The following is a 26890-nucleotide window of genomic DNA, read 5'->3' on the forward strand; positions in this document are numbered from 1 at the left end:
CTCCTATGTTTGTTACCAATTAATATAGCTAATAATTTTGTATTGAGTGAAGGAGTATGAGAGCCGATTTGTGCTCAAACAACTCATGAAGTATGTTCTCGCAAAGATACGGCCTCATGCTCTTTTGCCCATTGGAGTTTGAACAGAATGTAAGGCATACTGCATAGCGGTATAGCTTGGATATCCAACCAGGAGACAAAACGAAGATGGGTTATTCACTTATTAAAATAGATATTAACAGGTGATGACAAGTGTTTTAAAGCAAGTTGCCGGCATTGATGTGGCACAAAAGGAATTAGTAGTATCGTTAGGCAGGATAGGCAGCTCCCTTGAGAAGGATATTTACGCTTGTAAATCGTTCGCCAATAAAGAATCGGGCTTTAAGGCTATGCTGGTTTGGGTAAGCAAGCATAGCGTAAACACTACCAGCGTAAGGTATGTGATGGAAGCCACCGGCGTTTACCATGAGAAGCTGGCGTACTACCTGTCCGACAACGGTTACGAGGTTAGCATAGTACTACCCAATAAGATCAGCAACCATATAAGGTCGCTGGATATCAAAACCATTACTGATAAAACTGCTTCAAGAGGCATTTGCGATTTCGGGCTTGGTACAAAACTGGAGGACTGGCAGCAACCGGAGAAGGGGTTCAAAACATTAAGGCAGTTAACCCGGGAAAGGGGGCAATTGATAGCAGAACGTACGGTGGCTAAGAACCAGCTGCACGCCGAGCAGGCAGAAGCATACCCTAACGAAAGGAGCGTAGCCAGGCTCAAAGATCGTATCGGGCTGTTCAACAGCCAGGAAAAAGAAGTTAAAGAAGAGATCGATGCCCTGATAAAGCAAGATGCCGAATTGACTAAAAGAGTACGTACTATTACATCTATCCCCGGCGTAGGGTGGCTTACGGCAGTTACCATCCTTGCAGAAACGAATGGCTTCAACCTGATCCGCAATAAAAGGCAACTGGTAGGGTATAGCGGGTTGGATGTAAAAGTTAAAGACTCGGGCACTTCGGTAAAAAGTAAGCCTCGTATATCCAAACGAGGGAACCGTTATTTACGGAAGGCAATGTATATGCCTGCATTAGCCGCTATACGTAGCGACAAGCATTTCAAAGCAGTGTTTGTGAGGTTAGTATCTAAACATGGAATTAAAATGAAAGCGGCGGTAGCGGTGCAGAGGAAGTTATTAGAACTGGTTTACACCCTTTGGAAAACAGGCGAGAGGTACGACAGCCGCTACCTGCAAGTACAAAGCGAGGAAGCAACCTCATAAAATAGTTAGGGTGGTTAAAGCTAAAGCCAACCACCCTAAACAGGCTGGCATAAAGCCGCCTTAGACAACAAAAGTAAAAAATCATTTGGTAATCAACACAGAATCTTTGCGGTTAAATAAACGCCGTTTTTGTGCCCTTTGCGGTAAAATGAAGCTAAAAAATCAACAAGCTATATAAACCCCAACCCCGCAAAGCTTTTATTCAGCACATCTTTATTATTTACTTCTAGCCATTTATCAAGCAGCGTGGCGTAAACGTCCCTAAAGTCTACTTCGTATTTCAGGTCGCCGTTATCCAGTTGGGCAAGGTTGGGCGCTTTGTTGTATATGCCTTGTTTTTTTAGTTTGCCGCCAAACAGCATTACGTTGTTGGCGGTACCATGGTCGGTGCCGTTGCTGGCGTTTTGCTCTACGCGGCGCCCAAATTCCGAGAATGCCATCACCAGTGTATCGTCAAGCTTGTTGTTTTGCTTGAGGTCTTTTACGAACGCCGCTACCGCATCGCCATAAATTTTTAGCTGCCTGCCCTGCTGGTTCTGCTGCCCGGTATGGGTATCAAAGCCGCTGAGCGATACATAATACACCCTTGTTTTCAAGCCCGAGTTGATGAATTTGGCAACGGTTTTCAACTGGTTAGCAAATGGTGTTTGCGGGTAAGCAGCGGAGGTATTATAGGTTTTGCTGGTTTGCTGTATATAGTCGGCAGAGGAATAGGTTTCTGCCATGGTTTTATACAGGTAGCCCAGGTTATCCTCGTTAAGGTGGGCATCATCGTGCTCGTGCACCAGTTGTTTAAAAAAGGGCTGGCGGGTTGCCTGGTAAAGCTTGCCCGGGTCCTCAACGGCAATGCCTTTCATTTTAGCACCTTTCATGGCAAGCGAAAGCGTATCGTCTACCTCAATAGCCGTATAAGGGTCTTTGCAGGTAGCGCAATTAGAGTCGAGGTAACGCCCTATCCAACCCGTTGTCAGGAACTGGTTGGCATCGCTGCCGGTTTGCCAGATATCCATCGAACGGAAATGCGACCTATCCGGGTTAGGGTACCCAACGGAGTTGATAATGCTCATCCAACCCTGGTCGTAAATTTCTTTCAGCGCACCAAGGTTGGGGTTTAAGCCCTGCATATCGGTCAGCTTAATAATGTCAGGCTGCTGTATAGCAATGGTTTTACGCTTTTGGTAGTATATATCGTTACCATAGGGCACAATGGTGTTCAGCCCGTCGTTACCGCCCGAGAGTTGAATGATGACCAGGTTTTTGTAGCCCGAAAGCTGCCCGGCAGCCATTGCCTCGAAAGGCTTCAGGAATGAGGGTATCAAAAATGCCCCCGATGCCAATGCCGAATTTTTTAAGAAATCCCTGCGTTTCATAATTCCTTATTTTAATGATACGATTAGCAAAGCTGATACTCCGGCGTAGAAGCCAACTCTATAGCCAATGCTTTTATATCAATGGTTTTATTAATAATTTGGTTAATGTTGCCCGTTGGTGCTACCGCCAGCAACGTTTGTGCAATGGTAGCATTGGTACTGCCTTGGGGGATACTTGTCAAAAATTTATCCCAATCTGCCGATGCCTGTATTTTGGTGGCAACGGCTTCCTGCTGCCTGCGGGTGGTGGCAATAAAGGCTTCATCCTCGGGATCAACTTTGCCGCTAAATTCTATTACTCCGCCATTCAACACGGTAGCGGGTATTTTTATACGGTACATTAACGATGAGCTGTCTATCCAGTTTTTGCCGCCCGGCCAACCGGCTACATTTGGCGGGTAAAAGAGCACCTGCCCCAGCGCGCGCTCAAATTGCAGGACTACATCGGGGTTTTGGTAAGTGATGTAAAACTGGCGGTTCAACCCAACAATAAACTCAACGGGTGCTTTTATCAGGTTGCCGATGTTTTTTTCGGCGTAAAACCAGTCGGCAGTAAACAGGTATTCCAGCAGGGGCTTTATCTCGTAGTTGGCATTGTAAAAAACATCCGCCATGGCGTTAACGTGCGCATCATCCGGCGTTTCGTTCACAAAATATTTGTAAAGCTTTTTGCTGATGAAGCGTGCTGTTTCCTTTTTCTCTAAAAGGATATTGATAATATCCTCGCCGCCAAAGTTGCCCGTTTTACCCAGGAAGGTTTTCTGCCCTGCATCGTGCAAATTAGGGCGTGCTACAAAACTGCCTTCTTTATTAAAGCCCCAGCCGGTAAATGCCCGTGCCGATTCTTTTACATCCTGTTCGGTATAGTTGCCGCGGCCAATGGTGAAAAGCTCCATCAGTTCGCGGGCAAAATTCTCATTGGGATGGTTCTTTTGGTTTTGCTGGTTGTTGAGGAATTGCAACATGGCCGGCGACTGCGATACCTGGAGAATCAATGTTTTAAAATTGCCCAGTGCATTGCTGCGCTGTATGTTATTCAGCTGCTGGGCGTACCAGGCATTTTGGGTGCGGCATGCAAAGTGGTTATGCCAAAACAGCGCCATCTTTTCGCGCAGTTGCGTATCAGTGCTGCTCATTTGCGTCATCCAGCTAATATTGAGGGCTTTTTCTTGCTGGCGCTGTTCCTGCAAAAACATCTTCTTGGTGCCCTCGTTAGCCAATAGAAAATCTTTGTAGCTAATGTTGCTGGCTATCATATTGAGCGGGTTATCAGCTTCCGAGGCTTTAAAAAGTCCCGCTACTGCCTGCTTTATGCTGAGGTTAGCAGTGGCTTTTGTATCCGCAAACCGCAGCCCGAAACCCGCCCGGGCATACAAATGCCTCATTTGTTTTGCGTTGGCTATCATGTAAGTATGACAGATAAGGAGCCGCAGGGTTTAAATAATTTTATTTTGAGTTAAAAAGAGTGGGCGTTAGGCTCTTGATAATATCAAAACCTGTTTTTATATTAGTGCTGCCTTATCACGATTTGAACTATATGAAAAAAACCTTAGCCCTCCTGGTTGCCTTGGCTGCTACATTTGCAGTTAATGCCCAAACCCCAACAACACCCGCAACCCAACCTTTCGGAAAAATAGATAAAGCCGACCTTGAGCTAAAATCCTGCGATTTTGAAAAAGATGCCAACGCCATGATACTGTTTGACAAAGGCGAGGTTTATTATGACACGCAGGCCCAGGTTATTGAAAACCGCCACAAACGAATAAAAATATTCAATAGCAGCGCAAAAGATGAAGCTAATATTCGCATAGAATATTACAGTGCAAACCGGTTGGAGTATATAAGTGGCCTGCAAGCACAAACTATTAACCTGAACAACGGCAACGTGGAAATTATAAAGGTTGATAAAAAGCAAGTTTTTACCGAGACCGTAGATAAATACCATTCGGCGCTCGTTTTCTCATTTCCTAATGTGCAGCCCGGGTCGGTAATTGAGTATAAATACACGGTTACTCATGCACTATTTTACGATTTTCCGGATTGGTATTTTCAAAGCGACCTGCCTAACCGCTATAGCGAGTTAAAAACAACTATACACGAGGCCCTTTATTTTAAAAACCTTGAAAACAGGGTGCAGCCATATGCCGTAAATAAAACAGAAGGCATGGGCACGCAAACCCGTGCAATTGCCAATATCCCCTCTATACCGGATGAGCCGTTTATGACCACGCGCCAGGACAATGCGCAACGCCTGCTTTTTCAACTATTAAGCATAAAAGGGAGCTTTACGAAGAGCTTTTCGGATAGCTGGAGTAAAGTGGGCGCCAATTTTATGGAAGATGAAGACCTTGGCGGCCAGTTAGGCAAAAAGTTGACAGGCGAAGAAGCGCTGATTGCAAAGGCTAAAGCCATGAAAAGCGATGATGAAAGAATAGCTTACCTGTTTGGCGAGGTGAAAAATACCATGAAGTGGAACGAGAAGTATTACAAATACTCGGAAGATGGCGTAGGAAAAGCCTGGGAAAAGAAAACCGGCGCCTCTGCCGATATCAATATTATGCTGTGCCATTTGCTAAAGAAATCCGGAGTTAAGGTTTACCCTATGATGGTAAGTACCCGCTCTAATGGCAAAGTAAACCCGGGTTACCCAACAGAATCGTCGTTTAATAATGTTGTAGCATACATCCCTGTCGATTCGGCAAAAGTGTATGTGCTCGATGCTTCTAACAAGTATAATTTATATAACCAGGTACCTGGCAATGTGCTCAACTCGTTTGGTTTGCTGTTAGATAAAGAAGCAAATAATTACGAGATGGTATTTTTGCAGAACGATAAACCAATACGGGGCGTGGTGCTGGTTAATGCCGAAGTGAAACCCGATAGCAAGGTTACCGGCAATGCAAACTTGATCAGTTATGGTTATAAAAAAGTTAAGGCTGTAGAAAGGTATAAAACCGGTGGCGAGAAAAAATACATCGACTTTTTAAAAGCAGATGATAATACGCTGAAAATAACCTCGCTAAAAATGGAGGATATGGATGTTGATACATTGCCATTGAAACAGTCGATAAATTTTGACCTCGACTTAACAGGATCTGACGATAATTACATTTATTTTAACCCTAACGTGTTTGGCCTTTCTAAAACCAGCCCGTTCCTGAGCCTTAACCGCCTTACGGATATTGATTTTGGTTACCGCGACAATTTTATGCTGGTGGGTACCTACAAATTGCCGGCGGGTTACAAATTAGAATCGTTACCTAAAAGTGCATCAATGGCACTACCCGATGCCAGTATTACATTCAGGCGTATTGTTGCGGAACAGGATGGCAGTGTAGCCGTAAGGTATGTTTTAGACACCAAGAAATCCATATTCTTTAAAGAGGACTACGCCGATTTTCACGAGTTCTACAAAAAGATGTATGAAATGATTAACGAGCCAATAGTGCTGAAGAAATCGTAATAATGAAAGCTCCGAAATTTATACTTGCTGCGGTAATGGCATTTGGCATTGCCGGTAATGTGCTTGCGCAAGACAAAAAGATATTACCCGAATTATACGTGGCATCCTCCATCCCCGATTCGTTAAAGGACGGAGCACATGCTGTAACCCGGTATGAGAACCACGAATACATTGTGAAAGGTGTAGGCAAGGTGCAGGAGCGTTTCCATAGCATTGTAACCATCCTTAACGAAAAAGGCGACCATAACGCAGCTTTTGGTGTAGGTTACGACAAAAAGTTTAACAGCGTGGGTAGCTTTGAGATGGTGATATATAACGCTGCCGGGCAGAAGATAAAGAAATACAGCAAAAGCGATATGTACGACCGCTCGGCGACTGATGGCATGTCGATAATTACCGACGACCGCGTGCTGTCTATCAGGCATACTATTGCCTCGTACCCAACAACGGTTGAAATAATACTCGAAACCAGTAAGAACAGTTATTTAACGCTTGGCGGATGGTCGCCGCAGTCGGCAGAAGAATCTACCCAAAATTCGATATGTTCGGTTACGGTAGACCCTGCAATGGGTTTCAGGTACGCCAGTACCAACACCTACATCAAACCAACAAAAACCACCTCTAACGGGCTCGATACTTACACCTGGACAGCAAATAATATAAAGGCTGAAAAACTGGAAGAGGATGCGCTCGACTGGCAGGTGTTCCCGGATGTAACTTTTGTAGATAATTCGTTTGTGTATGATGGCCGCCCCGGCGACCTGAGTACCTGGCAAACTTTTGGCAACTGGATAAAAACGCTGAAAGAAGATGTGGGGACCTTATCGCCAAAACGTGTTGAAGAAATACAAAAGATGACCGAGGGGCTGAAGACGGATAAAGAGAAAGCCCGATTTTTGTATGAATACATGCAGCAAAACATGCGCTTTGTAAGTATTCAATTGGGTATTGGCGGCCTAAAGCCTTTCCCGGCAACTTTTGTTGACGAGAAAAAGTACGGCGATTGCAAGGCGCTGTCAAACTATATGTCGGCCTTGCTGAAGGCGGTTAACATACCCTCGTACTACGCCGTAATAAAATCGGGTACCAATGCCGAGCCGGCTAACCCCGCATTTGCGGCAAATACATTTGACCACGTAATTTTATGCGTACCCTTTAAGGGCGATACCACCTGGCTGGAATGTACCAGCAATACACAACCCTTTGGTAAACTGGGCACCTTTACCGAAAACCGTAACGCCCTGCTGATTACCGAGGACGGCGGCAAATTGGTAAACACGCCTAAAAGCATAAGTGCCGATAACCAGTTTAACAGCGAGGTGCATATAACGCTTAGCCCAGAGGGCACCGCCAAAGCTGTAGCCAAAGTACTGGCAAGCGGCGTTTACCGCGACGATTATATTTCGCTGGGCTATCTTAAAGCCGATGAGCAACGCGAACACTTGATCCGCAGCCTTGGTATGAAACAACCCAACGATGTACAATATACTGCAGAAACCGATAAGGATGGCGTGAAACAAATTGGCATTACAGCCGAGTACGAAAAGTTTTATGACATAGCGGCCGGCAATAAACAATTTTTAAAGCCCCGCTTGTTTGATCTTTGGCACTCAACCTTGCCTGTAGTTGAAAAACGTAAGTACGATTTTTATTTTGAACAGCCGCTGCAAAAAACCTGCGTTACCACCATCGATCTGCCCGAGGGCTTTGAGGTAGAAACCCTGCCAACAAACCAGGCGCTTAAATTTACTTACGGCAATTATGAGGTTAACTATGTTTACAACGCTGCCAAAAACCAAGTGGTGAGTACAGCAAAATTCAACTTAACAAACCATGCCATACCTGCAGCAAAATACAACGAAATGCAGGCCTATATGGATGCCGTGGCCAAGGCACAAAATAAAAAGCTGGTGATACGAAAGAAGGCATAAATTTGCCCCGATGATATTCAGGATCGACGAACGTATTGTATTTCCCGACCCTGCACTTGCCGAAGAAGACGGGCTGCTTGCCATAGGCGGCGATTTGTCTTCTTCGCGCTTGCTGCTTGCCTACGCCAACGGCATATTCCCCTGGTATAGCGAGGATGACCCCATCCTTTGGTTTTCGCCGCACGAGCGTTTTGTGCTCTATCCCGAAAGGCTTAATGTTTCTAAAACCATGCGCAAGGTGTTGCGCTCGGGCGTATTTACTATTACTACCAATAAATGCTTTAACGATGTTATAGAAGCTTGCTCGGTTGCCCCGCGCGAAGGGCAGGATGGCACCTGGATAACCGCCGATATGAAGGCTGCTTATAACGAACTGCACCGGATAGGTGCTGCTCATTCTGTTGAGGTATGGCAGGGTGATGCTTTAGTGGGCGGACTTTACGGCATAAAAGCAGGCAGGGTGTTTTGCGGCGAGAGTATGTTTAGCCGGGTAAGCAACGCATCTAAAACCGCCCTGATATGGCTTTGCCAAACAGGGAATTACGATTTGGTAGACTGCCAGGTGTATACCGAGCACCTCGAAAGCATGGGCGCCGCCATGATAAGCCGCGAAGAATATATAACCATACTGCATAAAACCATTGCCTAAACCGTAGTTTTGTAGCCGAAGATGAACGAGGCAAACAACAAGGAACGCATTATATTAGGTATTGACCCCGGCACAGCCGTAATGGGCTACGGACTGATATTAGAGAAAGGCAATAAGGTGGAGTTGATAAGCCTTGGCGTGGTGAAGATGGAAAAGATAGACGACCACATGCTGAAATTGCAGCGCATCTTCGAAAAAACGGTTGCCTTGATAGATAACTACAAACCCGATTGCCTGGCCATTGAGGCGCCCTTCTACGGTAAAAATATACAGGTAATGCTAAAACTGGGCCGCGCACAGGGTATGGCCATAGCGGCAGCATTATCTCGTAATATCGATATCACCGAATACGCTCCCCGCAAAATAAAACAATCAATCACCGGTAACGGAAGCGCTACCAAAGAACAGGTAGCCGCCATGTTGCAAACCCTGCTGAAATTTAAAGAAACACCCGAATTTTTGGATGCTACCGATGGTTTGGCTGTAGCCGTATGCCATTCGTTCCAAAGAATACCCACCTCTGCAGGCAAAAGCAAAAAATCTTATTCGGGCTGGGAAACCTTTGTGAAGGATAATTCTTCGCGCGTTAAGGGTACAACCAAATAAGTTAAACTTTATTTATAATTATTCTAAATAATTTGGACGATGTGTCATTTTGCTGTATTTTCGCAGCATTGTTTATAATTAGTCCAAATAAAATGAGGAAACCTCAACTTAATCTTTTACAATTGATTACGGCTCTCGTGGTCATCATTTCTTTCATAAATCCAACAAATATATTCGCACAATCGCGCGGTACTGTTGCAGGTAAAGTAGTTACATCAAAAGGCGAAGTTGCCGATAACGTATCTATCGGCTTGGTGGGTACCAGCTATGGTAGCAGCACCAATAACGCCGGTGAATTTTCTTTTAAAGCCCCGGCTGGTAACTATACTTTAATTATTTCGTACGTAGGTGTGCAGCCCGTAGAGGTTCCGGTTACTGTAAATGCAGGGCAAACCACTGCTGTCCCACAGATCACTATAAAAGCAAGCCTTTCGCAACTTAACGAGGTAAACGTTATCGCCAATCGTGCAAACCGTTTCACCCGTAAAATAAGTGTTGATGCCGCTAAAATTCCTTTGGCTAACCTGGAGAATGCACAGAGCTACAGCACTGTAACCAGCGAATTATTGAGAGAGCAGCAAGTATTCAATGTGGAGGATGCAATACGTAATGCAAACGGTATCCAGAAAATGTGGGATGCTACCAATCGCGCAGGCGATGGTGGCGGTTACTTTACTCTGCGCGGCTTTGTTACACAAACCCGCCTGCGTAATGGTATTGCCGGTTTAGTTACCAGCGGTATTGATGCAGTAAACATCGAGAAACTCGAAGTAATAAAAGGCCCTTCAGGTACCCTGTTCGGTAGTGTGGTAGCATCGTACGGTGGTTTAATAAACCGTGTCACTAAAAAACCTTTCGAAACTTTTGCTGCCGAAATTGGGCACTCAGTAGGTAGCTACGACCTTAGCCGCACCACTTTAGATTTGAACACGCCGCTTGGCTCTAACGTGGCTTTCCGATTAAATACAGCTTACAATTACGAAGGCAGTTTTCAAAATTACGGTAAAAGCCGTTCGTTTGCTGCTATGCCAAGCCTTTCCATCAAAGCGAACGATAAGCTATCGTTTTTGGTAGAAGCTGAATTATACTATGGCCGCAATGCTGCCAAGCCTTTCTTCTTCTTTTACAATACCCCGGCGCAGATGGGTATTACCGATGTTAGCCAGTTGAATATCGATTACAAGAACGCTTATTCTAACGATAACGTTACCTCGTACGCCCGTAGCAGCAACTACTACGCAGAGGCTAAATACAAGTTTTCTGATAAAATTACATCGCAAACCGTTTTCTCTAATACACACAGTTTCTCAAACGGCCCAAGCCCTTATTATTACCTGATAACCGACGAAACAGCTGTTGCGCTTGACCCATCAAAACCAAACCTGCCGGGCAATAATAATTACATCTTCCGGAACGACCAATCTACTGCAAACAGCAAATTTGCCGCTACCGAAATACAGGAAAACCTCAACGGCGATTTCAATATAGGCGGTATGCGCCACCGTTTTGTGGTTGGTTTAGATTTTCAGCGCCAAAACTCGCGCCAGATATATTACGGTAACCAATACGGTATCGTACCAATAAACGACCCAACTTTTGATTACGGCTCGTTCAACAAACAGCTGGTTGATGCTACAGTGGCAGCAAATCCCTTAACCAACGCAAATACTTATCCCTACATCTACCGTACCAATACCTATAGCGCTTACGCCTCGGATGTAATAAACCTTACCGAAACACTAATTGCTTCGTTAGGCGTACGTGTAGATAGCTACCAAAACAAAGGTTCGTATTTGCTGGATGGTACGCAATCGGCAAAACCATTTAACCAAACCGGTTTTTCGCCAAAGTTTGGCCTAATATACCAGCCGGTTAAAGATCAAGTTTCGTTATTTGCCAACTACCAAAACGGTTTCTCTAATCCGGGCTTATTTACCAACGCAAGCAACGAATCGGTAATTGCCAAATTGCAGAACGCTAACCAGGCAGAAGCAGGTGTTAAATTATCCTTGTTCGATGGCAAACTGAGCAGCACGTTAAGCTACTACCGTATTAAAGTAAACAACCTCCTACGTTCGGTAGCCGGCTTGCCTTATTATGCACAGGTACAGGATGGTACACAGGTGAGCAAAGGTTTCGAAGCGGAACTTATTGCAAACCCAATACCATCGGTAAACATAGTTGGTGGTTTTGCCTACAACGATTCTAAATATACCGGCGGCGATGCCTCTATCATTGGTTACCGCCCCAATACAGCGGGTTCGCCTTACTTGGCTAACTTCTACGCAAGCTACCGTTTACCGGGCAGTGCGCTTAAAGGTTTAGGCCTTGGCCTGGGTGGCAACTATGTAAGCAAAAACAAAATTATCAACAGCGCAACCGAAGGTACTTTCTCACTGCCGGCTTACACCATCCTGAACAGCAACCTGTTCTACGAGAAATCGAAATATCGTTTTGGCTTGGCCGTGAATAACTTAGGCAACAAAAAATATTACACCGGTTACACCACCATTAACCCGCAGCGTTTGCGCCAGGTTGTGTTGAGTGCCAACTATAAATTTTAATTAGTTAATTTCCCCCGGGCACCCCGCACCACCAGGCGGGGTGCTTTTTTTCCAGATCTGATGACGAAATTCAAGAAAGTATTACTTTTTTGCCACCGCTGGCTCGGATTTATCTCCGGGCTTGTGGTGTTTATTGTGGCACTCACAGGCTGTATCTTCTGTTTTCAGGACGAGATACAGGATGCCATGTACAGCCACCGCCACTTAGTGCGCCAAAGCAGTGGCTACCTGCCGCCATCGGCAATGGTAGCTTCTGTTAAGAAAGCGTACCCCAAGGCTACCTCCGATTTTATTTATTATTTCGGCGAAGAGCGCCCTGCAGGGGTTTATGCCAATATGGGTAAGGATGGTTTCGAGATCGTATTTCTCGATCCCTATACCGCCAAGATCACCCATCACGAGAAGCCGCAGAACAACTTTTTTACCATTGTAGAATACATTCACCTGTATTTGCTGCTACCGCCTGCTATTGGTAGCTGGGTGGTAGGCGGATCTACCATTGTATTCATCGTGATCATGATAACGGGCATCATCCTGTGGTGGCCCAAACGCAAAAGCGACCGCAAACGCAGCTTCACCATAAAATGGGGTGGCCGCTGGCGCAGGATAAACTACGATCTTCATAACGTGCTGGGCTTTTACGCTACCTCGATAGCGATCATATTAGCGTTAACCGGGCTGGCTATTGCCTTTCAACCCGTGAGCCGGGCGATATACAATACCGCGAACCTTGGCAGTGTAGATTATGATAAGGAAGTAACTGAACCCAAATCAGATTCGCTGAAACGTTCGGGATTAGCAAAAGAGCCTGTTATAGATATTGCCTTTGCTTACGCCCGTAAACATGTACCCGAAGCAGAGATGTTTTTGATACATAACGACCCTGCAGTATCAGGTGCTATCGGTGTTGGCGGCTATGCAAAATCGATGCATTACTCGCATGCTACAGGCTTTGAATTTGATAAGTATAGCGGTAAGCTGTTGAAAGAGTACATCTATGAAAAGAAGAGCGCCGGTCTGAAGCTGAACGAAATGAACTACGATATACACGTAGGGCAAATAGGCGGCATCACCACCAAAATAATAGCTTTCTTGGCAAGCTTGATATGCGCCAGTTTACCTATAACAGGCTTCATCATCTGGTTGGGGAAACGCAAAAAAACAAAGAAGGCCAAAACTAAACCCGAGCGCACAACATCGCACCGTAAAACGCACAGGCATTTACAGGTGAAGCCGGGAGCGTAGGTAAATGAATAAAAAAAGACCGTAGAAGATATATTTCAACGGTCTTTTTTTGAAATCTTTAAAGAGCTTATATTGGCAATTTCATGAGTTGTCTTTTAAAACTCGTTTCTCAATCAATTGAATTAGTTCTAATATGATCTAGTAGTTCTAATTATAAATTCATCAAACGATCGTTTTGAGTGTTCTTTTATGTTTACAATTTTCCCTGTACTATAAGTTTCTTTATTAATATTATTTGACGGGAAAATAATTTGAGTTTGAGCTTTCAAATCAGTTTTTATCTTTTTCATCTTTTAAACATTTAATAAGCCTGTTTCGGTAAGGGAATGTATAGCCTGTATTTCCAACGTTGGTAATGCCTGCAAAGTTATTCTTGTTTTTGGATTTATTTTTGAAAATTTTGACTTTATTATATTACCATCATTGTCTTTCCTTTGTTTCGATAAAGTGAAAAACTCTAGATATCTTCTTGGCGCTACTCCATCGTACATTAAAATTTTTGTTTTTGTTGTAGAGCTTTCTTCTTCAGTTATTGCGTCCTCGTGAAGTTCTATGCAAAGGCTCTTTTTGTACGGTTCAATATAATAAATTTCAGTTATTCCGGCAACGATAATATGCCTGGCGCAATTATGGCAAGGATAAGTGGTGCAAAATAGCTTCCCTCCAATCATTTTATTGCCAGATAATTGACTCCCCATGATTATAGCATGCATTTCTGCGTGAACAGATCGGGAGAATTCGATCAAATCCTTAACTTTTGTATTTTTCCTAATTATATTCAATAATATCTTGAAAGTGGAATCATTAGCGGCCATTTCGCCTTCACCAAAGAGTTTTGATTTGATTTCTGGATTAGCTGCAAATGCTTTAATAATATCTTCAGCAACTTTAAATTTTGTAATATCGTTACTACAAAATCCTTTGTTTTTACACCTAACATCGACGGTTTCACCTTCTTTATATAAGTTTCCGCCAAACTTTGGTACATCATTCCATCCTCTTGAAATTATTTCACCTTTACTATTGGTAATCGCCGCGCCAACTTGTCTTGAAAGACATGCTGAATTACCTGCGGCAGATTTAGCCTCGTACATAGCGATTTCGTCTGGCATTGGGGTTATTACGTCGCTCTCAAAAATTATATTAAAATATCTTTCGATTTTTTTTGAAAGCTTATCCAAGTTTGAATTAGATACCCTAATAAAAAAATCACCCTCTACGAAAGTATTTCTCACGTTTTGCCCATGGGAGTTATTCTCGTATTCATCTGTGTTAACTACCTTTTCTACTTCGGTTGGTGTAAGATCTTTCTTTGTTAAGTTATCTTTTCTCTCCTGCTCTGGTGAAAAAACACTGAAGCAGTAAAAAATATCTCCATACACAGCCCTTAATAAGTTTAACTCTTCAAGGTTTTTTAAAGAATCTATAATATAACAAATTCTTCTTGGCTCTACTAAGGGAACTTGATCGTTAAAGCTTAAATCTTTTTTCTGCTGTTCTTCCATTCTGTCATAATGGATATCCCTTATTGCCAACTCAACTAAACAAGATGGATTATATTTATCACGCAGATAGTCACCTCCCTTTATTTTATTCATTAAGTAAGTGTAACTTGTAGATTGACCTATTTCTGCGGTCGTATTGAAATCGTAATATTTTTCAATAAATGAGCTAAGTTTGATTCGCTTTACAATATATCCATATTTAGTATCTAATAAGCTTTCTATATTATCTATTACATTTTCTTTGAATGATCCAATGGGAGTGCAGATACCTATTATGATTTCTGATGTTAGAGTATTTGATACTTTTTCTCTAGTTGTTCTCCCGTGAGAGGTGTTATTTACAACTTGGTCACTAGCAGCTACGGCTTTTAAATTCGTCATATGATGATAAAGTAGGTTGTTATTAAAAAACAAAAAATATCAGGTAAAATATACTTATTCTATTTAAAAGTACTATTTATTTCGAAATTTATTTCCAAATCCCCCGTCACCGCATGCCCTGTACAGGTAAGCACCAATCCTTTTGCAATATCCTCATCGGTTAGCACTTCATTCTTCGCCATTTCTACCTTGCCGCTTTTGCAATGCGCTACACATGCCGAGCAAATACCGTTGCGGCAACTGTAGGGAAGGGGTATATTGTTTTGCAAGGCAGCTTGCAGGATGGATTGGTTTTCGCCGGCTGCTATATCATAACTTTCGCCGCGGTAATTGATGCGGATAGTTTGCGGGGGATAGGTTTTGTGCGGATTGCTTACGGACACGGTTTCGAGCACGAAGTTCTCTTTATGAATCTGCCCCGCCTCGATACCCATATACATCAGCGTGAGGCTTATCATACGCATATAGGCGAACGGACCGCAGATGTAAAACCCCGCATCCACAGCACCAAATTGCAGCTGCTGTTTTACCAATAGCTCTACTTTGTAATTGTTGAGCCGGTTGGCGTCGCTGCTGAGTAAATGAGTTATGTTTAGCCTGTCGGGATAGTTGGCAACAAGTTCATTCAGCTCGTTATGGAATAATACCGAAGCCTGGTTTTGGTTGCTGTAGAGCAGGTGTAATTTGCTGCCACCCTTGCGGTTGAGGATGTATTTGATGTGCGACAAAACCGGTGTTATGCCGCTGCCTGCCGCGAAGTAAATAATATCTTTTTCCGCCTCGAAATTACCCACCGTGAACACGCCCGCAGGTTTCACGGCTGTGAGTATATCGCCAACCTTTACCTTGCTCAGCATAAAGCGCGATATCTCGCCGTTGCTGATGCGTTTTACGGTGATGGCAAGCCTGTCGTCATCCGGCGAGGAGCTGAGCGAATAGGAGCGGCGTATCTCTTCGTGGTGATGCCCGAATATAAAGGTGAGGAACTGCCCCGCGCGGTACGGCACCGGACGCAGCAGTTTCTCTACCAAGTAAAATGTAGCGGTATCAAGGCTTTCCCATTTGATACCATCTACGCGTAGTTCTAATAATTCAGGGTACATATATTTTAGCTAACCCTAATTACCAGCTTGCCGAACTGTGATGATGCCGCCATTTTATCAAAAGCTTTTTTGCCTTCACTCAGCGGGAAAACCTCATCTATCACCGGGACTATTTTATGCTCGTTCACCAAGGTCAGCATCGCTTTAAAATCGTCCTGAGTACCCATGGTGGTGCCCAGCAATTGCAGCTGTTTCCAAAATATAGTGCGACCGTTCAGTTCGGTAATGTTGCCTGCCGTGGCACCAAAAAATACGATACGCCCGCCCGGTTTGCACAGGTCGGGTATCTTATTAAAATCTGACCCGAGGGCGCTATCAACCACCACATCAAAACCACCGCTCGATAGGTGCTTCAGTTCTTCTGCCCAGTCCTGCGCTTTGTAATTTACACCGGCTGCTGCGCCCAATTGTTTTGCTTGCTGCAGCTTATCGCCACTGCCCGATGTTACAAATACCTGCGCACCTGCCGTTACTGCCCATTGCAGCAGAAAAGTGCCTGTACCTGCACCCACGCCTAAAATTAAAACCTTATCTCCTTTTTTTAAATGCGCCTTGGTGAACAACGCGCGGTAGGCGGTTAAGCCCGCTAAAGGTATAGCTGCTGCCTGCTCAAAGGTTAAATGGGCAGGTTTGGGGTAAAGGTACTCGGCGGGCACTTTTACGTATTCGGCAAGGGTGCCATCATCGGGCAGCCCCAATATTTTAAAATCTTTGGATTGAAATTCCGGGTACTCGCCCCAGTTATGCGACGGGTTGATGATAACCTCCTTATTCAGCCATTCTCCGGCACCGTCGCCGGTTTCGGCTACTATGCCGGCACCATCGGCACCTAAAATGGTAGGGAACTTAATGCCGGCGTATTTGCCAACGGTTATCCAATAGTCGCGGCGATTTAGTGCGGCGGCTTTAATTTTCACCAGCACTTCGCCCGGCCCGGCGGTTGGCTTTTCAACTTCTTTATATACGATAGGGTTTTCGGCAGATTCGAGGACGATAGCTTTCATAGGGTAGAATGTTATTGAAATAAAAAAGCGGCAGAATTGTTTCCAAACTGCCGCTTTGTATAATGTGTTACTCCGTTTTGCGGAGCGTTGGATTAAGCTATAGCTTTTGCGTATAACTCGGCAACGTGTGCCCAGTTAATTACATTCCAGATAGCAGCCAAATAGTCCGGGCGACGGTTTTGGTAGTGCAGGTAGTAAGCGTGCTCCCAAACATCGATACCCAAAATTGGCGTGCCTTTTACTTCGGCAATATCCATCAGCGGGCTATCTTGGTTAGGGGTAGAAGTTACGGCTAATTTTTTATCGGCAGTAACAATTAACCATGCCCAACCCGAACCAAAACGGGTTGCACCTGCTTCTGATACTTTAGTTTTCAGGTCGGCAAATGAACCGAAAGTGCTTTTGATAGCATCAGCTAAAGCACCAGTAGGCTCGCCACCGCCGCTTGGCGAAAGCAAAGTCCAGAACAAAGAGTGGTTGTAGTGGCCACCGCCGTTGTTGCGAACAGCAGCAGGGTACTTAGAAATATTTTTAACGATATCTTCAATTTTTGCATCAGCCTCAGGCTTGCCTTCCAACGCTTTGTTCAGGTTGGTAACATAAGCCTGGTGGTGCTTGCCATGGTGAATTTCCATGGTCAGTTTGTCGATATGCGGTTCAAGTGCATCAGTAGCGTAAGATAACGCCGGTAGTGTAAATGCCATAATATTCAGTTTTAAGTTTTACTATGTTGTGACGAGCAAATATAAGACCGTAAACGGCTTTTTGTTCTAAAAGAATGTCATTTGTTTGAGTCTTTTAGTCCGAAAGTCCGTAGTCGGGAAGTCCGAAAGATAAAATGCGTAAAGCCAATTTGGATATGTCCGATTTGCAAAGTCCGTCTTCCGACTTTCGGACAGTGGACTTTCCGACTCGAAACCTATCGCTTCGATTTAAAAAAATCCTTCACCAACTGCGAGCATTCGTTTTCGTGCACGCCGCCTTTTATTACCGTTTTGGGGTGGGTGATGGTTTGGTTAAGCCTGCCGAAACCGCGGCGGGCATCATAGGCACCAAAAACTATTCGCCCTATCTGGAACCAGTACGATGCACCGGCGCACATTACGCAGGGCTCCATGGTTACGTATAGCGTGCACTCGGGCAGGTATTTGCCGCCCATATAGTTGGCAGCAGCGGTGAGTGCCTGCATCTCGGCATGGGCCGATACATCGTTAAGCCGCTCGGTAAGGTTATGCCCTTTGCCAATAATTTGCCCCTTGCAAACCACTACGGCGCCAATGGGTATCTCATCTTCCTGCCGGGCCTGGCGGGCCTCTTTCAGGGCTTCGTTCATAAAAAACTCATCAGGCGATATGGCCGGCTCGTCGCCGAAGGTGTAGTACTTCATTAGTTTTTGTTAGAAGGTAAATTCTTCAGGTGCCGCTCGGTAAGCCTGAAAAGGTTAACAGTAATAAAGCCCGCTCCGAAAAGCATCAGCCCTACTTTGGTAAGTACAAAGGCATTTTCCTCCATGTGGAATTGCATCAGCAGCACCGTTAGGGCAAAGCCGCCGAGCAACATTACCCAGGCGTATTTTATCATCAGCGCGGTAGAGTAGCGGTTGCCCTCGTCCCAGGTTTGCTGGTTCTTCATCGAACTATCGGTGCGGTAGCCGTAAAGCGCATTTATCTTTTTGGGCGGATAAAGCTTCTGAATATAGCCGGCTATCAAAAAAATGATAGCTAAAAGCTGTGGCCCAATTATCCAGTTCACAAAAAACATGTTATATCAGTTTACTGCCGTTGGGCACAGGTTTATCAATAGCTGCTAATACAATGTCGCCGTTCTCATCGGCAAAGCCGGTAACCAAAAACTCCGACATAAAGTTGGCTATCTGTTTTTTGGGGAAGTTCACCACACCCATTATCTGCCTACCGAGAAGTTCTTCTTTGGTGTAATGTTTGGTTATCTGCGCGCTGCTTTGTTTAATGCCCAGAGGACCGAAATCGACCTTTAGTTTATATGCCGGTTTCCGCGCCTCGGGGAAATCAGATACCTCGAGGATAGTGCCCGCGCGTAGCTCTACTTTTTCAAAATCGTGCCAGGTGATGGTTTCCATAGTGCTGCAAATATAATGAAGGCGAATGTGAGTGAACACGAATTGCACCTAATTAAGCGAATTTCACGAATTGAGTGAACACGAATGGCACTAATTGAATCGAATTTCACGAATTTGAATGAACACTAATGGTACGAGTTGAATCGAATTGCACGAATTTTTTAAAAAATGAAGCTATGGCTGCCGCAAGCCTCCCGGCTTGTGGCCCGCGTGCAGGGTAGCCACAATGCAACCAACCTCCAGCCTCTGCTCTCTAACCTCTAATTCACAATTTTCCCAGACAGATCCACTTTCCTCGAAAAAGGGTTGAGGTACTTATTAGCCAGCACCACAAACTCGCGGCGGGTTACGGGGCGGCGGGTATCAAAGGCTACGGTGAAGTTGTACTTGGTTTTCCAATTGGCGCGCATGATGCGTTCAAGGGTTTCCGGGTCGGTGAGCGACATTTCGCTGATGTAGGATAGCAGGTTGCCTACCGTAAAACTTTCGCCGGGCTGCGTTTTGTTGAACCACAGAAACGAACGGGCAAAGGTTTCGTTGAGATACGGTTTTACCTCGGCGGTGTACACTGTAGTATCGGGCTTGAACAGCATCTGCGCCGTATTGCCCGTTACCGAGCGGAAGCCGTTGAGCATACCTGTTGCGCCAACTTGCTGCACGGCGCGGTACGCCGGGTCGGATTTTGGGATATCGTTGAAGGGCATTATGGAGCCGCCATATATCAGTATCTCATCCTGTATATGGCGCACATCAAGCTCCTTGGTAGTTTTGCCGTAAAATGCGCACCATGCCGCCGAAGCCCCAACGCCCTGTCCTAATGCCATCTGCACGGCAGGGTCAGTAATGCTGCCGTTCACCAGGTGGGTAACCGACATCGCCTTCTCCGTCACGAATAAATTAACAGCATCCTTCACCACAATAACGCCCATCGGCACCGAGTAGGGCGGGAAAGGCGGATACTTTATTTTTGGCGCGCCGGGTATAATGTAATGCTGCCCGGGTATAGCATCGCCAATACCTATAGAGGTACGGTACAGCCGCGAACCGCGGGTGTAAGGCGTATAAACATCATCTAATACCATGCGCACCTCGCCATAAGCGCGTTTGTTCTCGCGGATGTAGGGGATGAGCGGCAATTTATCTTTGGTAGGGAAATCTTCGGCAAGCCCCAGGTTTTTATAACCCAGTTCGTTTTGCAGGTAGTAGATAAGCCCGAGGGTATGCAGGCGCGCCTTGCGGAAGGTTTCGGCGCGGTTTTCGGGCGAGAGGTCATCTGAGGTAACGGAGAACTGGTTAGCGCAATCATTCCAGTTCACCATGTATTTATCGTTAATGAGCGCGCCCCGCTTCAGCATCGCTTTTATGTCTATCTTTTTGAGGCAGGCGTATTGGCTCGCCTCGTAATTGTCGGGGCGGGCAATGGTTTTGTCGGCCGTTCGGCCGTAATCTTTCAGTATAGCAATGTAGCTGATGTCCTGTATCTGGTTGGTTGGGTCGGCAGGTGCCTGCGCTTCACCGGTCTCCTTTTTGCTATCAAAACCGGTGTTGAATATAGCACCGGCCTTAGTGGCCACATCGGCATACTCAGTAGCATCAACAACGGATTTTGCTTTTATCACATCGGTTTTGCCATTAACAGTAATGCTCACTTCCCAGCCCGTGCCGTCTTTTTTAATGGCGGTGAAGGGGGTGTTTAGTCTAACGGTAAGGTTTTTAACGGTATCGGTCAGTTTTTTTAAGATAGATGCGCCTATGGATGGCTCGAAGTTGAGCACGGCGTTAAAAGTAGTATCGTACCCCAGGCGTACTTTATAATAGTTCTTTACGCGCTCCCTAAACTCGCCGTAGAAACCGTTAGGCAGGTTGCGGTTGGCTTCTAAAATGCACATACCGCCCGAGGTCATGGCGCCGCCCAACCAGGGTCCCTGCTCTATCAGCATGGTTTTTACATTGCTGCGAGCAGCTTGTATAGCTGCCGCTACGCCGCTGGCGCCACCGCCAACTACCAGTACATCGGTTTTTATAGTATCAGCAAAGGATATGGTGGATACGAGTACAAGTAGCAGCGTTAAGAATTTTTTTATCATCAGTTTACAAAACAAGTACAAAACGCTAATTTAGGGCAAATCCTTATTGATACACCAAATTTTTATTGCCCCATAACATGACAGACGAGCAGATGCGCTACCCCGTTGGGAAATTTGAAGCCCCGGTTTCTTACATCATCGAAGATAAACGTAAATGGATAAGCGAAATTCGCAACTTGCCCGGAAAAGTGCGAGCCGCTATTATGCCGCTTACCGATGCCCAACTGGATACCCCATACCGCACCGGCGGCTGGACGCTGAGGCAGGTTGTGCATCACCTGGCCGATAGCCACATGAATGCGCTAACGCGTTTCAAGCTTGCCCTTACTGAAAACAACCCGACGATAAAGCCCTACGAAGAAGCCGACTGGGCACTACTGCCCGATTACCGCCTACCGCTGGAGCCATCGTTGAAAATGCTGGAAGGCATCCACACCCACATGGTTACCCTGTTTGAAAGTTTCACCGAAGACCAATGGGAGAAAACCTTTGTTCACCCTGCCTCAGGCGATACTGTGCCATTGAAAAAAGGCTTAGCGACGTATGCGTGGCATGGAAGGCATCACCTGGCGCATTTGACGGAGACGATAAAGAAGTTTTAAAATGAATTGATGGTAGGAAAATATTAAATTTGTTTATGGAAACATTCATTGTATATCCGGAGAGCAAAGAACAATCTGCTGCTGTTAAGGCATTTTTGAAAGCTCTTAAAATCAACTTCGAGAAAGAAGAAAAGAGTCCGTACAATCAAGAATTTGTTGACAAAATTAAACGTGGTGAGCAGGCAGCGAAGGAAGGTAAAGGCGTTAAAGTAGACGTCGATAACCTATGGAAATAGAGCTGTTTGCTGATGCTATCGAAGATTTGAAGTACTGGAAGAAGTCTGGTAATCAAATCGTGCAAAAAAAGATTCAACAATTGTTTGTAGACGTACAAGCGCATCCTTTCGAAGGAATAGGAAAACCGGAAGCATTGAAATATAACTTGTCCGGAAAATGGTCGAGACGAATAACATCCGAGCATAGGATGGTTTATGAAGTTGTGGATGAGACCATACGCATCTATTCTCTTAGGGGACATTATTAATAAATCAGGCGGGTAATTACCCGCCTGATTTGTTTTACATACTCATTTTCTTGCCGCCCATCTTCATCAACGCCGGCGTAACCCTCAAATAAACCTGGAAACCTATTGGCGTATTACCATACAAAGGCTGCAATGCTGATGGCGAAAAGTTGGCTGTTGCCTGCAAGCCGGCGGTTAGGTTGGTTTGCTTGTAAGTAGCAAAAATATGGTTGTAACCCAGCGTTAGCGCGTTGATATTAAAGCGCGGGTGGTTGGGGAATAGCGCATGCAGGTCAAGTTCATCGGCATCTTTTTGCACATACTCATACCTGCCGTAAACAGCATTTTTGTTGAACTGGTAGGCATGCTCTAACAATACCGCAGGTTCGTTATGCCCGCCAATGTGGTGGTTTTGCCCGAATACCAGTGTGGTGGCTACATAGCTGTTATCGTTCAGCATTTTGGTGTGGATGGCTGATGCAGTAAAACGGTTCACGTTATCCTGCGGTTCGGCTTCTTCGGGGCTTTTAAGCCATCCGTTAGATACCTGCAGCGCCCACTCTTTTGATGGGTTTACCGACAGGCGCACCGAGTACGAATCGAACTTGGCTTTATCGAACCCATAGCGGAACTCATCCGGTTCGCGCCCGGTAAATACCGAACCTTCCAGCTTTACATTTTTGTAACGGAAGCCCAGCGTTGCGGTACCAAAGGTGATGTGCGTAGCATCGGCATAATGGTGGCTCAGCGGCGCATCAGGGTTGTTCATGGCAGAAAGGCGGTGCATAAATACCGGCGGACCTAATGCCGGTTCGCCGGGGTAACCTACCGATAGGGATATATCGGTGTTCTTAGCTACGCGTTGGGTGTAGGCTACGCTTAGTTCGGCAAACAGGTCGTGCGGGTGTTGGCGGTCAACCAGTTTATTGCCTTTGTACGACTCGCCGGTTTGATACAGCAGCGGGTATCCGCCTGCGCCCACGGTAAATGGGTCGAACGAGAACATGGTATTAATGGCGAACAAGCCGTTTTTACCCACCTTGCGTTGTGCCATATACATCAGCCAGTTAGGTGCATCAACCTTGTTGCCGCCGCGGCTGCCTTTGTTAAAAATATCCTGATTGTTATAGCGTAAGAAAACGCTGCCATGCACCATGTGCATCCACTTTTTGCCGTGTATCATGTACATATACATCGGCGTTTCATCGGGCACCCACGATGTTCCCGAACCGTCGCGGTTCATGGGCAGGTCGAGCGAGAACTGGCTGGTCATCATCCCCATTTTGTGGGTGGTATCGTGCTGCATATTGCGCATCATGGCGGCATGGTCGTGCTGCATGGGTTTCTTGGCAGCGGTATCGTGTTGCATATGCTGCATGTGGTTCATATCCTGCGCGCCTGCCGTTATCACGAACAGCGAGAGGGCTATAAATAAAATGTATTTTTTCATTTGAGGATGTTTATTGAGTGAACACTAATTTTTCGAATTGAGTCGAATTTCACTAATCGGAATGAATAAGTTTAGCAGCGAATTTTAACGACTTTCATTTGTAAAATTCGCCTCCTTCGTGAAATTCGTGTTAACTCAAATCTTTGTGCTCTTTGTGTTTTTACTTTGTGTTCTTTGTGGTAGAAAAGCCCTCGCTATAGATTAAAGAAATTATACTCGAACCGCACCAGATACATGTTCTTGCTAAAGCGGTCCATAGAATTGTATAGAGGTGCGCGGTACGAAAAGTCTAACCTGCAAACGCTGTTGAAGATGAACTGAACAGCAGGTGCCACATCCAAATAGCTTTGCGCATAGCCGGGGTTGCTTTTACCCAGCAATTCGGCATATACGTTCATGTTCACCTGCTTGTAACTGGTATAGCGTTTCGGGAATAATAAATACCCTGCCGATAGGCTGTACGCCACCGCGTTCTTCGCGCCCATTATAGGCATAGCATTGCCGCTGTTATCGAACCCGCGTAAGTAACTTGCCGAGCCCGATATCGCCAGTTTATGAATGAGTTTGGTGAATATCACCCCACCCTGTACGCCGCTGTTATCGCCCTCTAAAGCAATTTCCTGCGTGTTGAATGGGTTGCGGCTGATGGCTGCCTTCCCGAAGAACGCCCCGCGAAAATGAGACTGCACGCTATCTACCGAATAAAAACGGTACTTAGCATACACACTGCCGCCTTCCAGCCGCTGCGAGGTTTGGTAAAAGTTGGACAGGTAGCCCGAGGCATGCACCATTAGCTTGCCGCTGGCACCGTACATCAGTTCCAGCGTGGTACGGTTCTTAAATTCGGGTGTGGTGAAGAACTGGTTCTCTACCCGAACGCCAAGCGAGTGCGCTGCCATGTTGCTGGCGGGTTCGGTATTTACATACAACTCTTGCGCACGCACAACACATGCGCATGCCACAAGGCAAATTGCCAATACAATAGCTTTCATAAAAAATGCTGCTTTTAATGAAGCTCTGTTAAATAGCTAAATGGTAAGTTTTGCCCGATGCAGCGGGTGCTTCCGGGTTTTTGCCCAGGTACTTTTTAGATACCGAGTTTGGCGCAAAGCCTTTATCTACAATGGTGAGTACCACTTCGCCGTTCAGCGGTTTATCGGCATTAAGTACTTTATAGGTGTCGCCGCCTACGGTGAAAGCATTTTCGGCCACGGTGGTGTTGGCGAAGTTGTAGGTGGTTTTAAAGTAATTCACAAAAAAGCCTGCGCTTTTTATCTTCTTGGTTATCTGCTCAAAATCTACCGGAACGCCTTCTTTAAAGGTGATGTTGTAGATGTTGCGCATCAGGTCGGGCTTTATTTCGCTCACAAAGGGTAGCGCTTTAATAGCCTTCTCGGTAGAGTTGGCGCACAGCGAGCAGGTTAAACCGGCAACTTGCAGTTCGGCTTTGGTGAATTGTGCTTTGGCAACGGTGATGGTTGCTATAAAGAGGATGATATATACTTTTAAGGTTTTCATTGTTTTCTGTTTTAAATTGAACTTTGGGATTGAATTGACTAATTACGATAAGGTAATTAGCGGCTCAAATCCTAAAGGTGCAATTCTTCAGGAAAACAGAAATGGCATTTGCCGGCGGCTCGTCGGGTGGCCCACGGTCGAAAAGTTTTTCTAAAACCGATTGCTGCGACGAGAACAGGAAGTCTGCCCAGGCGAACTTTGGCAGCTCGAAAGCAAAAAGGCGCGACAAGAATGAGGTGGATTCCTTTTGATGGTCGTCCTTTACTTTTACGTCCAACCGGCTATCCTTACAGCAATGCATTTTGCTTTTTGCCATGGGCTGTGCGCAGGCTTCGGCAGGTGCATTTATTTTAACATCGGCAACGTAATTGCCGCAATAATGCAGGTTAAGCGCAAAGCCTGCCACCGTAACTATGTACAGTAGAGCCAATACCAATGCTGCCTGCCTTTTTATCATAATACAAAAGTACGATTTAACAACGTTGGCGCAACTATAAAATTTTGTGATAAATTGTTGAAATTTCCTGAATTATTCTTTTTCTTTGTGTTTAGAATTAATCTAAATAAAGATGAAAAAACTCTCCCTATTTTTAGCTATTTGCGCCGTTTCCCTCGGTGCATCCGCCCAATCGAAATTAGAGCAAGACAGGCAAGCCATTAAAGCTTTGGCGGGCTACTATAAAGTAACCTTCAACTATGCCGAAACCTTTGCAACCGATACAGCTTATAAATTTTACCCGCGCTACAGCTCGTGGGGTAACGAGGCAGCTATTATCGTAGAAGACTCGCCAAAGAAAATAGTTATCCAGCACTTATTACAGGTTGATGATACTACCGTTATTAAGCACTGGCGCGAAGACTGGGTTTACGAAGCCCCATCGTTGATGAACTACGATAAAGATAACGCCTGGAAAAAAGTTGCCCTTTCGCCTGCCGAAACTAAAGGCCGTTGGGTACAAACTGTTTTACAGGTTGATGATAGCCCGCGCTACCAAAGCATTGGTACCTGGGTACATGTAGATGGCCGCCACCAATGGCAAAGCGAAGCCGATTCGCCACTGCCACGCCGCGAGTACACCAAACGTAAAGACTATAACGTACTGCGCCGTGGTAACCGCGTTATCCTGACCCCTAACGGTTGGATGTTCGAGCAGGACAACAAAAAGATATTACGCACTGCCGAAGGCGATAAATTAATTGCGCAAGAAAAAGGTTACGAAGAGTTCACCAAAATTGATGAGAGCAAATTTGCTTACACTAAAACCTGGTGGGCAAGCCAGCAAAAATACTGGGGCGATGTTCGCGCCGTATGGGATGGCGTATTCGCGAAAAGCGGTAACCTGAAAGTTTTGGAGAAAAAAGATGGCAAACGCCTGTATCAACAATTATTCGACCTGGGCGACCAATCGGTTAAAGAGAAATGGAGCGCTGCTAAAAATAAAGAAGAAGCTTCGAAAATTATCAATGCTTACTTAGCGTCGTAATTTTAGGCAACGGGTTTAAATAAGAAAGCCTCCGTGATGTAATTCGCGGAGGCTTTCTGCTTTTTTGATGGTTTGTATGATAGATCCG

25 protein-coding genes are annotated in these 26890 nt (G+C 45.4%); 11 read left to right on the plus strand and 14 right to left on the minus strand.

The window, feature by feature from the left end; translation table 11 throughout:
* Positions 1–244 precede the first annotated feature (244 nt).
* The gene (locus tag BC343_RS08165; RefSeq protein ID WP_078346504.1) at positions 245–1279 is read left to right on the plus strand and encodes an IS110 family RNA-guided transposase; all 1035 of its coding nucleotides are present in this window, start codon (positions 245–247) and stop codon (positions 1277–1279) included.
* A gap of 170 nt (positions 1280–1449) precedes the next feature.
* Here the strand turns inward: BC343_RS08165 and BC343_RS08170 are convergent, their stop codons facing one another.
* Positions 1450–2649: a DUF1501 domain-containing protein gene (locus BC343_RS08170; RefSeq protein ID WP_078347286.1), complete on the minus strand. Its 1200-nt coding sequence runs from the start codon at positions 2647–2649 to the stop codon at positions 1450–1452.
* Positions 2650–2672: 23 nt separating this feature from the next.
* Positions 2673–4055 (minus strand): DUF1800 domain-containing protein, encoded by a 1383-nt coding sequence (locus BC343_RS08175; RefSeq protein WP_078347287.1) that lies wholly within the window; start codon positions 4053–4055, stop codon positions 2673–2675.
* Between the two features lie 131 nt (positions 4056–4186).
* Between BC343_RS08175 and BC343_RS08180 the strand changes: the two genes are divergently transcribed.
* The 6 genes from BC343_RS08180 to BC343_RS08205 all read left to right on the plus strand — a co-directional run bounded on the left by BC343_RS08180 (position 4187) and on the right by BC343_RS08205 (position 13107).
* Positions 4187–6112 carry a DUF3857 domain-containing protein gene (locus BC343_RS08180; protein WP_143822110.1) on the plus strand — a complete coding sequence of 642 codons (1926 nt, stop codon included), beginning with the start codon at positions 4187–4189 and terminating at the stop codon, positions 6110–6112.
* Positions 6113–6114: 2 nt separating this feature from the next.
* Entirely contained in the window at positions 6115–8043 is a 1929-nt protein-coding gene (locus tag BC343_RS08185) for a DUF3857 domain-containing transglutaminase family protein (protein ID WP_078347289.1), read from the plus strand.
* 10 nt (positions 8044–8053) lie between these two features.
* Positions 8054–8692 (plus strand): leucyl/phenylalanyl-tRNA--protein transferase, encoded by a 639-nt coding sequence (aat, locus tag BC343_RS08190; protein WP_078347290.1) that lies wholly within the window; start codon positions 8054–8056, stop codon positions 8690–8692.
* 21 nt (positions 8693–8713) lie between these two features.
* Positions 8714–9298, plus strand: a complete 585-nt coding sequence (gene ruvC, locus BC343_RS08195) for a crossover junction endodeoxyribonuclease RuvC (protein ID WP_078347291.1) — start codon at positions 8714–8716, stop codon at positions 9296–9298.
* A gap of 122 nt (positions 9299–9420) precedes the next feature.
* Entirely contained in the window at positions 9421–11862 is a 2442-nt protein-coding gene (locus tag BC343_RS08200) for a TonB-dependent receptor (RefSeq protein WP_162276838.1), read from the plus strand.
* A gap of 60 nt (positions 11863–11922) precedes the next feature.
* The gene (locus BC343_RS08205) at positions 11923–13107 is read left to right on the plus strand and encodes a PepSY-associated TM helix domain-containing protein (RefSeq protein ID WP_078347293.1); all 1185 of its coding nucleotides are present in this window, start codon (positions 11923–11925) and stop codon (positions 13105–13107) included.
* Positions 13108–13400: 293 nt separating this feature from the next.
* Here the strand turns inward: BC343_RS08205 and BC343_RS08210 are convergent, their stop codons facing one another.
* The 8 genes from BC343_RS08210 to BC343_RS08245 all read right to left on the minus strand — a co-directional run bounded on the left by BC343_RS08210 (position 13401) and on the right by BC343_RS08245 (position 21285).
* On the minus strand, positions 13401–14993 hold the full coding sequence (locus BC343_RS08210; protein WP_078347294.1) for an anti-phage dCTP deaminase: 1593 nt from the start codon (positions 14991–14993) through the stop codon (positions 13401–13403).
* Positions 14994–15052: 59 nt separating this feature from the next.
* On the minus strand, positions 15053–16096 hold the full coding sequence (locus BC343_RS08215) for a ferredoxin--NADP reductase (protein WP_078347295.1): 1044 nt from the start codon (positions 16094–16096) through the stop codon (positions 15053–15055).
* A 5-nt stretch (positions 16097–16101) separates the two neighbouring features.
* Positions 16102–17100: a zinc-binding dehydrogenase gene (locus BC343_RS08220; protein WP_078347296.1), complete on the minus strand. Its 999-nt coding sequence runs from the start codon at positions 17098–17100 to the stop codon at positions 16102–16104.
* Positions 17101–17192: 92 nt separating this feature from the next.
* Positions 17193–17804: a superoxide dismutase gene (locus BC343_RS08225; RefSeq protein ID WP_078347297.1), complete on the minus strand. Its 612-nt coding sequence runs from the start codon at positions 17802–17804 to the stop codon at positions 17193–17195.
* A 215-nt stretch (positions 17805–18019) separates the two neighbouring features.
* Positions 18020–18487, minus strand: coding sequence for a nucleoside deaminase (locus BC343_RS08230; protein ID WP_078347298.1), 468 nt, complete (start codon positions 18485–18487; stop codon positions 18020–18022).
* Positions 18487–18861 (minus strand): SdpI family protein, encoded by a 375-nt coding sequence (locus BC343_RS08235; protein ID WP_078347299.1) that lies wholly within the window; start codon positions 18859–18861, stop codon positions 18487–18489. The genes BC343_RS08230 and BC343_RS08235 overlap by 1 nt, the downstream gene beginning before the upstream one ends.
* A gap of 1 nt (position 18862) precedes the next feature.
* Complete coding sequence (locus tag BC343_RS08240) at positions 18863–19198, minus strand: tRNA-binding protein (protein WP_078347300.1); 336 nt, start codon at positions 19196–19198, stop codon at positions 18863–18865.
* A gap of 260 nt (positions 19199–19458) precedes the next feature.
* Positions 19459–21285, minus strand: a complete 1827-nt coding sequence (locus BC343_RS08245; RefSeq protein WP_078347301.1) for an FAD-dependent oxidoreductase — start codon at positions 21283–21285, stop codon at positions 19459–19461.
* Between the two features lie 77 nt (positions 21286–21362).
* On the opposite strand from BC343_RS08245, the gene BC343_RS08250 reads away from it, so the two are divergent.
* From BC343_RS08250 to BC343_RS08260, 3 genes are read left to right on the plus strand one after another with little or no spacing between them, the layout of a single operon-like run.
* On the plus strand, positions 21363–21887 hold the full coding sequence (locus BC343_RS08250) for a YfiT family bacillithiol transferase (RefSeq protein ID WP_078347302.1): 525 nt from the start codon (positions 21363–21365) through the stop codon (positions 21885–21887).
* Between the two features lie 35 nt (positions 21888–21922).
* Positions 21923–22123: a DUF2683 family protein gene (locus BC343_RS08255; protein ID WP_078347303.1), complete on the plus strand. Its 201-nt coding sequence runs from the start codon at positions 21923–21925 to the stop codon at positions 22121–22123.
* Positions 22114–22371 (plus strand): Txe/YoeB family addiction module toxin, encoded by a 258-nt coding sequence (locus tag BC343_RS08260; protein WP_078347304.1) that lies wholly within the window; start codon positions 22114–22116, stop codon positions 22369–22371. The genes BC343_RS08255 and BC343_RS08260 overlap by 10 nt, the downstream gene beginning before the upstream one ends.
* Positions 22372–22405: 34 nt before the next feature.
* On the opposite strand, the gene BC343_RS08265 is transcribed toward BC343_RS08260, so the two are convergent.
* The 4 genes from BC343_RS08265 to BC343_RS08280 all read right to left on the minus strand — a co-directional run bounded on the left by BC343_RS08265 (position 22406) and on the right by BC343_RS08280 (position 25775).
* Positions 22406–23800: a hypothetical protein gene (locus BC343_RS08265; RefSeq protein ID WP_078347305.1), complete on the minus strand. Its 1395-nt coding sequence runs from the start codon at positions 23798–23800 to the stop codon at positions 22406–22408.
* A 194-nt stretch (positions 23801–23994) separates the two neighbouring features.
* Entirely contained in the window at positions 23995–24792 is a 798-nt protein-coding gene (locus tag BC343_RS08270; protein WP_078347306.1) for a hypothetical protein, read from the minus strand.
* A gap of 28 nt (positions 24793–24820) precedes the next feature.
* Positions 24821–25318: a heavy-metal-associated domain-containing protein gene (locus tag BC343_RS08275; RefSeq protein ID WP_078347307.1), complete on the minus strand. Its 498-nt coding sequence runs from the start codon at positions 25316–25318 to the stop codon at positions 24821–24823.
* A 64-nt stretch (positions 25319–25382) separates the two neighbouring features.
* Positions 25383–25775 (minus strand): HYC_CC_PP family protein, encoded by a 393-nt coding sequence (locus tag BC343_RS08280; RefSeq protein WP_078347308.1) that lies wholly within the window; start codon positions 25773–25775, stop codon positions 25383–25385.
* A gap of 112 nt (positions 25776–25887) precedes the next feature.
* Between BC343_RS08280 and BC343_RS08285 the strand changes: the two genes are divergently transcribed.
* On the plus strand, positions 25888–26802 hold the full coding sequence (locus tag BC343_RS08285) for a DUF6607 family protein (protein WP_078347309.1): 915 nt from the start codon (positions 25888–25890) through the stop codon (positions 26800–26802).
* Positions 26803–26890 lie beyond the last annotated feature (88 nt).

Source organism: Mucilaginibacter pedocola, assembly GCF_002013915.1.
GTDB lineage: Bacteria > Bacteroidota > Bacteroidia > Sphingobacteriales > Sphingobacteriaceae > Mucilaginibacter > Mucilaginibacter pedocola.